The sequence below is a fragment of the Streptomyces sp. NPDC057638 genome, assembly GCF_042800315.1.
Lineage (GTDB): Bacteria > Actinomycetota > Actinomycetes > Streptomycetales > Streptomycetaceae > Streptomyces.
In genome coordinates, this window is sequence record NZ_JBHVHF010000232.1 from 1 (window position 1) to 13,320 (window position 13,320).

General features: G+C 71.7%; 11 protein-coding genes and 1 CRISPR repeat array. Of the genes, 5 read left to right on the forward strand and 6 right to left on the reverse strand.

Annotated features, from left to right (window positions below; all coding sequences use genetic code 11):
* On the reverse strand, window positions 1-1,443 hold a 1,443-nt coding region (locus ACFVIM_RS25740; protein ID WP_384305679.1), incomplete at its 3' end, for a glyceraldehyde-3-phosphate dehydrogenase.
* Window positions 1,444-1,812: 369 nt separating this feature from the next.
* Window positions 1,813-2,433, reverse strand: a complete 621-nt coding sequence (locus ACFVIM_RS25745; protein ID WP_384305700.1) for a S1 family peptidase — start codon at window positions 2,431-2,433, stop codon at window positions 1,813-1,815.
* Between the two features lie 453 nt (window positions 2,434-2,886).
* Here ACFVIM_RS25745 and ACFVIM_RS25750 point away from each other — a divergent pair, with 453 nt between their 5' ends.
* A complete protein-coding gene (locus tag ACFVIM_RS25750; RefSeq protein WP_384305703.1) occupies window positions 2,887-3,948 on the forward strand; it encodes a sporulation protein in 1,062 nt (353 codons plus the stop codon).
* A 124-nt stretch (window positions 3,949-4,072) separates the two neighbouring features.
* Here ACFVIM_RS25750 and ACFVIM_RS25755 read toward each other — a convergent pair whose 3' ends face one another.
* Both ACFVIM_RS25755 and ACFVIM_RS25760 read right to left on the reverse strand, forming a co-directional pair.
* Entirely contained in the window at window positions 4,073-5,008 is a 936-nt protein-coding gene (locus ACFVIM_RS25755) for a M56 family metallopeptidase (protein WP_384305681.1), read from the reverse strand.
* A gap of 4 nt (window positions 5,009-5,012) precedes the next feature.
* Complete coding sequence (locus ACFVIM_RS25760; RefSeq protein ID WP_384305684.1) at window positions 5,013-5,393, reverse strand: BlaI/MecI/CopY family transcriptional regulator; 381 nt, start codon at window positions 5,391-5,393, stop codon at window positions 5,013-5,015.
* Window positions 5,394-5,712: 319 nt separating this feature from the next.
* Between ACFVIM_RS25760 and ACFVIM_RS25765 the strand changes: the two genes are divergently transcribed.
* On the forward strand, window positions 5,713-6,816 hold the full coding sequence (locus tag ACFVIM_RS25765) for an LLM class flavin-dependent oxidoreductase (RefSeq protein WP_384305706.1): 1,104 nt from the start codon (window positions 5,713-5,715) through the stop codon (window positions 6,814-6,816).
* Between the two features lie 13 nt (window positions 6,817-6,829).
* Window positions 6,830-7,438 (forward strand): CE1759 family FMN reductase, encoded by a 609-nt coding sequence (locus ACFVIM_RS25770; protein WP_384305686.1) that lies wholly within the window; start codon window positions 6,830-6,832, stop codon window positions 7,436-7,438.
* A 45-nt stretch (window positions 7,439-7,483) separates the two neighbouring features.
* Window positions 7,484-7,878: direct repeats of the CRISPR family, unit length 28 nt; unit sequence GGTCCATCCCCGCGTCCGCGGGGCCCAC.
* Between the two features lie 202 nt (window positions 7,879-8,080).
* On the opposite strand, the gene abc-f is transcribed toward ACFVIM_RS25770, so the two are convergent.
* Entirely contained in the window at window positions 8,081-9,715 is a 1,635-nt protein-coding gene (gene abc-f, locus ACFVIM_RS25775; protein ID WP_384305688.1) for a ribosomal protection-like ABC-F family protein, read from the reverse strand.
* Window positions 9,716-10,013: 298 nt separating this feature from the next.
* On the opposite strand from abc-f, the gene ACFVIM_RS25780 reads away from it, so the two are divergent.
* Window positions 10,014-10,235 (forward strand): hypothetical protein, encoded by a 222-nt coding sequence (locus tag ACFVIM_RS25780; RefSeq protein ID WP_384305691.1) that lies wholly within the window; start codon window positions 10,014-10,016, stop codon window positions 10,233-10,235.
* A 49-nt stretch (window positions 10,236-10,284) separates the two neighbouring features.
* On the opposite strand, the gene ACFVIM_RS25785 is transcribed toward ACFVIM_RS25780, so the two are convergent.
* The gene (locus ACFVIM_RS25785) at window positions 10,285-11,382 is read right to left on the reverse strand and encodes a flavin-containing monooxygenase (RefSeq protein WP_384305694.1); all 1,098 of its coding nucleotides are present in this window, start codon (window positions 11,380-11,382) and stop codon (window positions 10,285-10,287) included.
* Window positions 11,383-11,807: 425 nt separating this feature from the next.
* Between ACFVIM_RS25785 and ACFVIM_RS25790 the strand changes: the two genes are divergently transcribed.
* Window positions 11,808-13,244, forward strand: a complete 1,437-nt coding sequence (locus ACFVIM_RS25790) for an MFS transporter (protein ID WP_384305697.1) — start codon at window positions 11,808-11,810, stop codon at window positions 13,242-13,244.
* The last annotated feature ends 76 nt before the right edge of the window (window positions 13,245-13,320 follow it).

Below are 13,320 nucleotides of genomic sequence, written 5' to 3' on the forward strand. Positions count from 1 at the left end.
GACCACAGGCGCCGGGTAGGTCGGGTACTCCACCCCGGAGACATGCTGGACGACACGGATGACCTGGCAGGAGTAGCCGAACTCGTTGTCGTACCAGAGGTAGAGGATCGCGTTGTCGCCGTCCACCTTGGTGGCGCCCGCGTCGACGATCGACGCGTGACGCGAGCCGATGAAGTCGTTGGAGACCGCGTCGGGAGCGTTGGTGAAGTCGATCTGACGCTTGAGCGGCGAGGTCAGCGAGACGTCGCGGAGGTGGTCGAGGACCTCCTCGCGGGTGGTCTCACGGCCGAGCCGCAGACTGAGGATCGCGATCGAGACGTTCGGCACCGGGACCCGGATCGAGCTGCCGGTGATGGTCGCCTTGAGGTCGGGCAGCGCCTTGGCGACGGCGGAGGCGGCACCGGTCTCGGTGATGACCATGTTGAGCGGCGCGGAACGGCCCCGGCGGTCGGCCTTGTGGTAGTTGTCCAGCAGGTTCTGGTCATTGGTGAACGAGTGGACGGTCTCCACGTGGCCGCGCAGGACTCCGTACTCGTCCGCCATCGCCTTCAGCGGCGGGACGATCGCGTTGGTGGTGCAGGAGGCGCAGGACAGGATCTGCTCGTCCGGCTTGATCGTGTCGTGGTTGACACCGTGGACGATATTGGGCAGGTCGCCCTTGCCCGGCGCGGTCAGGACGACCTTGGCGATACCGGGGCGCAGGTGCTGGGAGAGGCCCTCGCGGTCGCGCCAGCGTCCCGTGTTGTCGATGAGGATGGCGTCCTTGATGCCGTACGCCGTGTAGTCCACCGACGTCGGGTCGTCGGAGTAGATCACCGCGATCTCGTTGCCATTGGCGATGATCTTGTTGTTCGTCTCGTCGACGGTGATCGTGCCCTGGAACTGGCCGTGGATGGAGTCGCGGCGGAGCAGCGAGGCCCGCTTGACGATGTCCTGTCCCGCGCCCTTGCGGACGACGATGGCACGCAGCCGCAGCCCGTTGCCGGAGCCCGCCTTCTCGATCAGCAGCCGGGCCAGGAGGCGCCCGATGCGCCCGAAGCCGTAGAGGACGACATCGCGCGACTCACGGCACTCGATCTTGTTGGCGCCCGTGGCCCCGGCGACGGCCTCGGCGGTGAACTCCTCCACCGTCAGACCACGGTCGTCCGCGCGGTAGGTCGCGGCGAGCATGCCGATGTCGATCTGGGAGGGACCGAGGTCCAGGGCGGTCAGGGCGGTGAGGAAGGGCATGGTCTCGGTGACCGAGAGCTCCTCACCGGCGATCTGGCGGGCGAATCGGTGGGTCTTGAGAATGCTGACCACCGACTTGTTCACCAGGGAACGGCTGTGCACCAGGACCGTGACGTCCCGCTCCCGCTGCAACCTCCCGATCAGCGGGATCATCGACTCCGCGATCTCCTCGCGGCGCTTCCAGTTGGTGAACGAGTCCTCGTTGACAGTCACAGGTTTCTCTTTCGAGCTAGGCGGCGCTCATATGCTAACCACAAGCCATTTTGATCTTTCAACCGGTGACGGGAGGGAGGGAGGTCGACCCGGAGGCGAGGTGACAGCGATGGGATGAATGACCGCTTTGCGCGAGGCAATATGAGCTACTTGCCGGTATTCTCCAGCGCCCATCACGCCATCGCGTGATCCTCGTCGCCCTCCCCCTCCGGACCTGCCGCCCGCACACACCCACCCCCGCGCCACCCCCGCGCCACCACCGGCCGATGGCGCGCCGGGCCGGGCCGGGTCAGGCCAGGTCAGGTCAGGTCAGGTCAGGTCAGGTCAGGTCAGGTCGAGCATCAGGGCCTCGCCCGGCGGGTGGCGGACTCAGTAGACCGTGAGCCCGTACGCCGCCAGGAGGGCCAGAACCGGCTCGTAGCCGGAGGTGGTGCCCGCGGGGCAGACACCGCTGCTCCTGGAGATCAGCCCGAGCGCGGTACCCCCGGAGAAGGCGGGACCGCCGATGTCACCGGGCACCGAACAGGCGGTGCCCTGGGGCGTCCAGGTGCCGCAGCGCAGGCCCGACACCTGTCCGACATGGCAGTACGACTGCCCCGACACCGGGAGGGCCGCATCCGTGATGTCCCGGACACCCCCGTTGAGCAGGTTCACCTCACCCACCGGGGAGATCGCCGGGTTGGTGTACTGAATCAGGGCGAAGTCACGGGAGGGAGGGCCGACGAGCGCGGTCCGGCCGACGGGAAGGGTCCCCGCCGGGTCGGCGTACCAGGACGGAGACCGGTCGGCGCAGGCGCCGGACACCAGGGCGTAGTACACATTCCCCCGGCGGACATTGAAGCCGACGGTGCAGCTCACGCCCGCCCCGTACAGGCTGTCACCGCCGCGCACCACGGGCGCGGGAGGACCGGCGGCCGCGGCGGGCAGGGCGACGGCCGCGCACAGCAGCGCGATGGTCGCGCACAGGGCGGCGCGGAGCACACGGAACATCGACACCGGCACGGTCCCCTCTGAAAGCCGCGACCCGCCGAGGCGACGGCCCCGGACCGGGCTTCAGTGTGCGGTCCACGCCCGTGGAGGTACAGGCGAGTTCACGCCACCGCCGAACGCCCGCCGGACACCGCCGCCCGCGTCCGGGGCGGCGGTGCGCGAACGAACCTCCCGGCGCGGCCCCATAGACGCGAAGGCCCGCACCGAAGCCCCGTGCCGAAGTCCCGTGCCGGTGGGGGCGACGCGGGCGCGCCGCCCACCCCTGGCCGGCACCCCCACGATGGATCCCCCCAGCGGGCACCAGCCCTTCCTCCACGGCGTGTTGACGCGCATGCGCGCCGTAGCCGTCCCGCTCCCCTATGCTTCTACAGAACTGTAGAGGAACGGCTCCACGCCCGCCCCGCGCGGGCGGAGCACGGCCTCTTGGCACGACGGAAGGGAGTGGACACCGCCATGGTGTTCAAAAGGTTGCTCGGTTCGATCGGTCTCGGCGGCCCCGCCGTGGACACCGCGCTCAGCCCCGGACAGGTCCATCCGGGTGGCACCCTGACGGGCGAGGTGCACCTGACCGGAGGAAAGTCGGACGCCGAGATCGAGCACATCACGCTGGAGCTGATCGCCCGGGTCGAGGCGGAGACGGAGGAGGGCGAGCACCACGGAGACGTCGTCTTCGAACGGTTCACCGTGGGTGGCGGATTCCCGCTCAAGGAGGGCGAACAGCGCACCCTGCCCTTCGCGGTGACGCTCCCCTGGGAGACCCCCGTCACCGAGCTGTACGGACAGCCCCTCGGCATCGTCATGGGCGTGCGCACCGAGCTGGGCGTCGCGGGCGCCCGGGACAAGGGGGACCTCGACCCCCTGTCGGTGGGCCCGCTGCCCGCGCAGGAGGCCATCCTGGAGGCGTTCGGGCAGCTCGGCTTCGGCTTCGTCTCGGCCGACCTGGAGTACGGCCGGATCGGCGGTACCCAGCAGCGGCTGCCGTTCTACCAGGAGATCGAGATCAGCCCCGCGCCCCAGTACGCGCAGGCGATGAGCGAGGTCGAGGTGACCTTCCTCGCCGCGCCGGACGCCATGGAGGTGGTCCTGGAGGCGGACAAGCGCAGCGGTTACCACCCGCGCGGTGATGTGATCGCGCGCTTCTCCGTGTCGTACGAGAACGTGGGCCACACCGACTGGAACGCGGTGGTGGACGGATGGTTGCGGCATCTGCTCGACCTTCACACCGCGCACTCCTTCCCCGGTGCCCACACGGGTGCGCACGAGGGCTACGACCACGCATACGGTCATGGTCTCGGCCGTGCCCATGGCCCTACGCACGGCCATGGACATGCGCACGACCATGGGCACGGCCACGGACACGACCATGGACACGGCCATCGCTCGGGCCCCGGGATGGGCACCGTGGTCGCGGCCGGGGCGGCCGGGCTGGCGGTCGGCGTCGCCGGAGGGCTCGTGGCGGCGGAAGTCGTCGACGAGATGGGCGACTTCTTCGAGGGCGAGGAGGACGAGAGCTGATACCCGACGGCGTTGACCCGCCCATCGTCACGGTGAGGTCCGGGCCGGGCTCACCCGTCGGCCCGGACCTCACCGGGCGGGGCCCTACCGACTCCCCCGGGTCACGGCGGCCGCTCCCCCGGTGTCACAGGGGCGTGGCCGCCTTGAGGATCAGGAAGAGCGTCACGGCCGAGTTGGCCGACGACAGCGCCGAGGCCGCCGTCCCGGCGGCGGCGCACCACATCGCCAGCCCCATCGTGGTCGACAGCGGCGGCCAGCTCCGCGCCACCGGGGCCGGTCCGAGCAGCGCCGCCACCCGGCGCGGCACCGGCCCGGGGGCCGCGAACCCGGCGAGCGTCGCCACCGGAGCGCCACGGGAGACCAGTGCCGCCGTCCCGATCGCCCGCGCCACCACCTTGCGGCTGCCCACCACCGAGGCGGCGTCCTCGTCAGCCCAGCGCTCGGAGGCGTACCCCACGGCCGAACTCAGCGGACGCAGAAACGGGTTGGCGAGGGCGGCGAGCCGTACCGTGAGCAGATACCGGTGATGACGTCCCGTCAGATGTGCCCGCTCATGCGCGAAGAGCGCCCGGCGCTCCGGGGGCGCGAGACAGGCGAGCATGCCGGTGGTCACCACCACCCGTCCGTCCGCTGACCCGTCCGGCAGCGCGTACGCGTACGGAGTGGGGTCGCTGAGCACCGCGACGGACGTGGGGCGCAGCCCCGCGAGCGCCCGCACGGCCCGGCGCCGTATCCGGCAGTGGCGCCACAGGGCGCGCAGCGAGCCGGCGACCACCGCCAGCAGCGCCGGGATCGCCGCCTTCCCGGCGACCTCGTCATAGGGCACCGCCGCCCGCACCTCGGGATCCGACCAGCCGTCGGGCAGCGGGTTACCGGGCAGCTGCGCGGTACCCACCACCATGAGCAGCGCCAGGCTGAGCGTGCTGCACACGGCGAGCACCCCCGCGACGACGGTCAGCAGCCGGGTCGCGGCACGGGGATGCAGATGCTGCTCGGCGAGCCGGGCCACCGGCCAGGCGGTGAACGGCAGGATCAGCGGCAGAAAGACGAAGACCCCCACGTGGTCAGCCTTCCTCCTGCGCCAGCAGCGCCCGGAGCATCCTCTCGTCGTCCGCTGACAACGAGGTGACGAAGCTGGCCAGCACGGCCCCCCGGTCGGCTTCCGCGTCGAGTACCCGGCGCATCCGCAGGGCGGCGAGGTCCGACTCGTCGGCGGCGGAGGACCATACGAGCGACCGTCCCGTCCGCTCCCGGGTGACCGCGCCCTTGGTGTGCAGCCGGGTCAGGATGGTGATCACGGTGGTGTACGCCAGTTCCTCGCCGAGATGTTCCTGGACCCAGGTGGTGTTGACCGGCCCGGAGGCCCGCCGCAGCGCCGCGAGCACCAGCGCCTCCAGCTCCCCCTGGGCCCGTCGACGGCGCGGCCGCCCGTCCTCGTCCTGCACCGGCCCACTCCCTTCTCCGCCGTGGTGACCGTGCGGTCACGCCCCATCGTAACGATCGGCCACCCTGACCAGCCGGTAGCCGTACGGGGCGGAGCGGTGTACGGGACGAGGGCGGCCCCCGGGTGGCGGGCGCCCCGATTCGGCTCGAACCTGGGGGAGTAAGCCGTACGGGTGAGGACCTGACCCGTACGGGCCATGCGCACCCCGGTACACGCCACGGACAGCGGGACGTCTGCGCCGGGGCCGTCGGGGGCGTCGGGGGCGTGTCACGGCGCCCGGCGGCGGCACGCGGCGAAAGGGAGCGGGCGAGATGGGCGACATGCAGTTCGGCATCTTCACCGTCGGTGATGTCACCACCGACCCGACCACCGGTCACACCCCCACGGAGGCGGAGCGCATCCAGGCGACGCTCACCATCGCGGAGAAGGTGGAGGAGGTCGGGCTGGATGTCTTCGCCACGGGTGAGCACCACAATCCGCCCTTCGTACCGTCCTCCCCCACCACCCTGCTCGGCTATATCGCCGCCCGTACCGAACGGATCATCCTGTCGACCTCCACCACCCTCATCACCACCAACGACCCGGTGAAGATCGCCGAGGACTTCGTGGTGCTCCAGCACCTGGCCGACGGACGGGCCGACGTGATGCTGGGACGGGGGAACACCGGCCCCGTCTACCCGTGGTTCGGACAGGACATCCGCGAGGCCGTCCCCCTCACCGTGGAGCACTACGACCTGCTGCGGCGGCTGTGGCGGGAGGAGGTCGTCGACTGGGAGGGAAAGTTCCGCTCGGCTCTCCAGGGGTTCACACTCGCGCCACGACCGCTCGACGGTGTGCCGCCGTTCGTCTGGCACGGCTCCATCCGCACCCCCGAGATCGCCGAACTCGCCGCCTACCACGGCGACGGCTTCTTCGCCAATCACATCTTCTGGCCCTCCTCCCACACCCGTCGGCTGGTGGAGCTGTACCGGCAGCGCTACGAGCACTACGGCCACGGCACGGCCGCCCAGGCCGTCGTCGGCCTCGGCGGCCAGGTCTTCATACGCCGCGACAGCCAGGACGCGGTCCGCGAATTCCGGCCCTACTTCGACAACGCGCCCGTCTACGGGCACGGCCCCTCACTGGAGGAGTTCTCCTCGATGACCCCGCTCACCGTCGGCTCACCCCAGCAGGTGATCGAGAAGACCCTCGGGTTCCGTGAGTACGCCGGGGACTACCAGCGCCAGCTCTTCCTGGTCGACCACGCGGGACTGCCGCTGAAGACCGTCCTCGAACAACTGGACCTGCTGGGCGGAGAGGTGGTGCCGGTACTGCGCAAGGAGTTCGCCACCGGCCGCTCCCCCGACGCGGCGAAGGCCCCCACCCACCAGTCACTGCTGCGGGAACGTCGGCGGAACGGCGGGGAATCGCCGTCGGCGCGATGAGGAGATGGCACGGATGACCACCCTGGTGATCGTCAGTGGCGGGCTGCGTGACCCGTCCTCGACCCGGCTGCTCGCCGACCGGCTGGAGTCCGCCGTCCGCGCGGAGTTCGGCACGGCGGGCGTCCCGGTGGAGTCCTCCTTCGTCGAACTGCGCCCCCTCGCCCGCGCGATCGTCGACGCCATGCTGAGCGGCTTCGCGACGGAACCCCTGGAGGAGGCGTTCGAGACGCTCGCGGGCGCGGACGGCCTGATCGCCGTCACCCCCGCCTTCAACGCCTCCTTCAGCGGCCTCTTCAAATCCTTCTTCGACGTGCTGCCCCCGGAAACCCTCTCCGAGATGCCCGTCCTCATCGGCGCGACCGGCGGCACCGAGCGGCACTCCCTGGTCCTGGAACACGCCCTGCGGCCGATGTTCTCCTATCTGCACGCGATCGTCTCCCCCCGGGGCGTCTACGCCGCCACCGAGGACTTCGGCACCAGCGAGGACGGCACGGCCCTGGGCAGCCGCATCAAGGCCGCCGCGGCCGACTACACCCGCCTGGTCCAGGGCTGCGGCGGCCACACCCGCCGCGATGTCCCTTCGGAGGACCTCACGGCGATGCGGCGGCTGCTCTCGCCGTAGGCGGACCCCACCACAGCAGGGCGGAAGCCCAGCGCCCACGCGGTCGCTCCATCCCCGCGACCTGCGGGGCCCACACCGCACCCGGCGAGTTCAACGAGCCGATCGACGGCCCATCCCCGCGTCCGCAGGGCCCACACCTCGACCGTCGGAAGCCGGAACAGCTCGGAGGGTCCATCCCCGCGTCCGCGGGGCCCACCAGCCATTCGTCCAGCGCGTCAAGGGCCTTTTGGGTCCATCCCCGCGTCCGCGGGGCCCACCTGCGCAGAATCTCCCGGTAGGTCGTGGGTGGCGGTCCATCCCCGCGTCCGCGGGGCCCACGGCGGGGGAGTCAGGTACGCAAGGGGTCTGGGGGGTCCATCCCCGCGTCCGCGGGGCCCACGTCACGGTCGTCTCCGTCGGCGGACTAGATCAGGGTCCATCCCCGCGTCCGCGGGGCCCACACTTCCTGACCTGGGAACCTACCAGCTGGTAGCAGGATTCTCCTTCGGTTGCTTCGCGGCATGCGACATGCCTCCCGGCCCATGTCCCCATCACCGTACCCGGCCCGGCGAAGCGGTCTTCCGCCGGTCAACACACCCAGGCCGCGCCCGCGTTCGGCGTCTCAACTCGCCGGGCGGGCGCGGCCTGGGGCAGGGCAGCGGTTCAGTTCTGGGGCGGGCCCGGCTCGGTCAGGGTGCCGTCGGTCAGGTGGAGCCAGCGGTTCACGCCGATTCCCGCGAGGAAGCGCTCATCGTGGCTGACCACGACGAACGCGCCCTGGTAGGAGCCGAGGGCGCCTTCCAGTTGTCCGACGCTGACCAGGTCGAGGTTGTTCGTCGGCTCGTCGAGGAGCAGGAGCTGGGGGGCGGGTTCGGCGCACAGGACGCAGGCGAGGGTGGCGCGGAGCCGTTCGCCGCCGGAGAGGACGCCGACCGGGAGATGGGCGCGGGCGCCGCGGAAAAGGAAGCGGGCGAGCAGGGTCAGCCGTTCGGCCTCGGGGCGGTCGGGCGCGAAGGCGGTGAAGTTCTCGGCGACCGTGCGGTCCGGGTCCAGCAGGTCCAGCCGCTGGGAGAGGTAGGCGATCCGGCCGTCAGCGCGCCTGATCTCCCCGCTGTCGGGGGTGAGGTCGCCACTGATCAGCCGGAGCAGGGTGGTCTTGCCCGCGCCGTTGGGGCCGGTCAGCGCGATCCGTTCGGGGCCTCGGACGGTCAGGTCGATCCCCGCGTCGCCGAAGACGTTCCGCCCGGTGAGCCCGGCCCGCATCCCCGCGCCGTGGAAGACGGTCCGCCCGCTGGGCACCTGGGTGCCGGGCAGGTCCAGGGTGATCCGCTGGTCGTCGCGGAGGGAGCGTTCGGCCTCGTCCAGACGGGCCTTGGCGTCGCTGATGCGGGCGGCGTGGGTCTGGCCGGCCCGGCCGGCCGATTCCTGGGCGCCGCGCTTCATGTTTCCGGCGAAGATGCGGGGCAGGCCCGCGTTCTTGAGGTTGCGGGCGGCGTTGCTGGCCCGGCGCTCGGCCCGCTCCCGGGCCTGCTGCATCTCCCGCTTCTCCCGCTTCAGTTCCTGTTCGGCGTTGCGGATGTTCTTCTCGGCGGTCTCGCGTTCCGCCTGTACGGCCTCTTCGTACGCGGTGAAGTCGCCGCCGAACAGGCGCAGTTCACCACGGTCGAGTTCGGCGATGCCTTCCATGCGGTCGAGGAGGGCGCGGTCGTGGCTGACCAGCAGCAGGGAGCCGGTCCAGCTCTCCAGTACGTCGTAGAGCCGGTGGCGGGCTGCGAGGTCGAGGTTGTTGGTGGGTTCGTCGAGGAGCAGGACGTCGGGGCGCTTGAGCAGTTGGGCGGCGAGGCCGAGCGAGACGATCTGGCCGCCGCTGAGCGTGCTCAGCCGTCGGTCCAGGGTGAGATCGGTCAGTCCGAGGCGGTCGAGCTGGGCGCGGGTGCGTTCCTCGATGTCCCAGTCGTCGCCGATGGTCGTGAAGTGCTTCTCGTTCACGTCTCCCGACTCGACGGCGTCGAGCGCGCGGATCACGTCCGCGACGCCGAGGACCTCGGCGACCGTGAGGGTGCCGTCGAGCGGGAGGTTCTGCGGGAGGTAGCCGAGGGTGCCGTCGACGACGACGCTTCCGGCGCCGGGGCGCAGCCGTCCGGCGATCAGCCGGAGCAGGGTGGTCTTGCCGGAGCCGTTGGGCGCGACGAGCCCGGTACGGCCGGTGCCGACGGTGAAGGACAGGTCCTCGAAGACGGGGGTGTCGTCGGGCCAGGCGAAGGAGAGGTGGGAGCAGATGACGGCGGCGTCGGGCATGACGGTGACCTCGTGGTGGAGACGAGGGCGGGACAGAGTTCCGCCCGGGCAGACAGGGGGAAGAGGGGACGACACGACGGCCACGCTCGGCGGTGCTCCTGGGCACCGGCCGGTGGCCTGTCAGGTCCGGGTATCACCCGGAGATGTCGTCGTCACCCGCCATGTCTGCTGCTCTCCTCGTTCCGTGACCGCTGGCCGCGTCACTGTAACAGAGCTGTTGCGACGGGCGGCCGGGGTGAGTGGGTGGCGGGCCGGAAAACCAGGTGCTCCCGGCGCGCTGGGCCCCCACGCTTGCACGGTGCGCCGGGAGGGGGAGGAACCTCCGTACGGCGGGAACGTCAGTGCCGGTGTCGTGCGGGTCGGGGACACCGTCCGCCGCCCGGCCGGGCCGTGGACACCGGCGGTGCACGCCGTGCTCACCCAGCTGCACCAGATGGGGTTCCGGGCGGCGGCGCGCCCGCTGGGCGTCGATGACCAGGGGCGCGAGGACCGGTGGCCGCGCACGCTGCTCGATGGCTGATCTCGCGTACGTACCGTACGTACGGTAGGGGGACGGCGGGGCCGGGCGGTCAGTGGCGGCGTAACCGGGCGGCCAGACGGCGGGCGATACGGGTGGCGTCCCGGCCGGAGCCGCGCAGCGAGTTCGAGGTGGCGCTGTGCTGCCACTCCAGCCCCACATAGGCCAGCTCCGGGTGGGCGAGCGCGATGCCGCCGCGCTGCCGGGGGCGTCCGTCCGGGGCGAGGGCGCCGTCAAGGGCGGCGAGATAGGGCAGGTCGGGACGGTAGCCGGTGGCGAGCACAATGGTGTCCACCTCCTCGCGCGTCCCGTCCGCCCAGGTGACCTTGGTGCCGTCGGCCCCGGTGAACAGGGGGCGCTGGTCCGGCTCGCCCCGGGTGACGGCGGCGCGATAGCGCCCGTCGTCGATGACCGGGGGTGTCGGCGGGTTCCGCAGGACGCGGCCGAGCGGTGCGCGGTCGAATCCGAGGCGGGCGAGCCAGAAGTGGAGGTCCCGGCCGAGGACACACTGGGGGGCGTACTGGATGGGCGCGCGGGTGGCGAGGGTGACCCGGGCGACGGCACTGAGTTCGACGGCGATCTGCAGGGCGGAGTTGCCCGCGCCCACCACGATCACCCGCTGACCGGCGAAGGGCGCCGGGACGCGGTACTCGGCCGCGTGGAGCACGGTCCCGGTGAAGCCCGTGAGGCCCGGCAGTCCGGGGCGGTGGGGGCGGCCGAAGGAGCCGGAGGCGGCGACGACGGCGCGGGCGAGCACGGGGTCGCCTTCCTCGGTCTCCACCTCGAAGCCGGGACCGGAGCCGAAGCCGGGACCGGTACCGGAGCCGGGACCGGCTCTGCGTACGGCGCGGACCCGGTGGCCGGTGCGCAGATCGGCGTCGAGGCGCGCGGCGTACGCGCTGAGATAGGAGACGACCTCATCACGGCGGGGATAGTGGTCCGGGTCCCCGTCGAAGGGCAGACCGGGCAGGGAGTTGTACCAGACGGGCGAGAAGAGCACGAGGCTGTCGTAGTAGCGCGGCCAGGATCCGGCCATCCGCTGTGACGCCTCCAGGACCACCGGCCGCAGTCCCCTGCGTAACAGGGCGTACGCGGCGGCCAGTCCGGACTGACCACCACCGATCACCACCACATCAGCGCGGTCCGTCACGACCCCCCCCGTGGTGGATGGCCCTGCCGCTCTCACCAAAGCAGCGCCTCGCCGACGGCGCAAGCCACCGGCGGACATGGCCGGTGGGGACCACCGGCGGTCAGCCGGTACGGGCCCGGTGGGCGGGACCAGCGGGAGGGGATCGTCCGCGCGGAGGGTGACCGGCGATCGAGTCTCACCAGCCTCAATTGCCTCGCGATTCACACGGGACGACAACTACGCTTCCGGCGGACTCCCGGCCGACCCGAACGGGCTCGGGCGCCGCGACCGCTCGGAGCGCTCGTGGTCTCACCCCGCCGCACCGGCCGGGGTGTTCCCTGCCGATTCCCTCGACCTCCGCACGGGAGAACGAACCCCATGCTCTTCGCACGCTTAGATCTCCACCACCGCATCGTGACAACCAGGGTGGCCCCGGGTCCGTCCCAGTGAGCCGCGCCCTGCCCCGGGCCGGGGCGGCCCGGCAGTGGCTGGTGCTGACCGTTCTCCTGCTGGCCTTTCTGCCGGCGGCCATGGACGTCACCATCCTGACCATCGCCGTACCGACCCTGGCCGACGATCTGCATGCCTCCCCGACCGAGCTGTTGTGGATCGTCGATGTCTACTCCCTGCTGATGGTCGGCCTGGTGCTGGTCACCGGGCCGCTCGGCGACCGGATCGGGCACAAGCGGCTGCTGATGACCGGACTGACGGTCTTCGGCGCCGCCTCGGTCCTGTGCTCGTTCGCCTCCGGCCCGCTGGCCCTGGTCGGCGGCAGAGCCGTCCTGGCGGTCGGGGCGGCGATGATCATCCCGGCCACACTCGCCCTGATCCGCCAGACCTTCACGGGTGCCCGCGACCACGCGGTGGCGATCGGGGCGTGGAGCGCGGTCGCCGCCAGCGCGGCGGCGCTGGGGCCGGTGGCGGGCGGCATCCTGCTGGAGCACTTCTGGTGGGGCTCGACCTTCCTGGTCAACCTGCCGATCCTGGCCGTGGTCATGCCCGCCGTCGCGTTGCTGCTGCGCCATGAGGTGGAGTCCGAGCGGCAGCCGTGGGAGGCCGTCTCCCCGCTGCTGTCGGTCGTGGGCCTGCTGGGCAGCGCCTACGCCATCATGGCCTTCACCCACGACGGCGTCACCGTACGGGAGGTGGCACTGCCGGGTGTGCTGGGTGTGACCGCGCTCGTGCTCTTCGTACGGCGGCAGCGGCGGACGGCCCACCCCATGCTGGACCTCTCCCTGTTCCGGCTGCCCCCGCTGCGGGCGGGGGTGGTGGCCTCGGTGCTGCCGGTGCTGGTGATGATCGGGTTCGAACTCCAGCTGGTGCAGTACCTCCAGATCGCCGAGGGCCTTTCGGCGGCCCAGGCGGCGCTGCGCCTGCTGCCGATGCCGGTCGCGGCGGTGGTGGCGGGCCTGGCGGGCGGTCTGATCGTCACGCGTACGGGACCGAGGGCGGGCGTGCCCGCGGGGCTGCTGCTCGCGGCGGCGGGATATGTCATGGTCGCCTCCGGCACGGTGGTCCCCCTCGGTCTGGTGCTGGTCGGGTTCGGCCATGGGCTGATCCAGACGGTGGCCTCGATCCTGATCATGACCACCGCGCCCGCGCGCCAGGCGGGCGCGGCGGCGGGGATCGAGTCGGTCGCCTTCGAGGTCGGCGCGGGGACGGGCATCGCCGTCTTCGGCACGATCACCACGGTGATCTACCGTGCGCTCATCCCCTCGGGCGGCTCGCCGTCGCCACTGGAGGCGGGGGAATCCCCGGAGACGGTCCAGGCGCTCACCGACGCGTTCCACACCGTCACCTGGCTCGCCGCCGTCCTCGCCGTGGTCACGATCTTCCTGGCCACCCCGAGGAACCTGGCCGCCCGGGTCGCGCGGGAGGGCTGAGACGGGCACCGGGGACGGTCCGGAACCGTGACCGTACGGGGGGCGGTTCCGTCACGCGAACGTCAGGGAGCCCGGC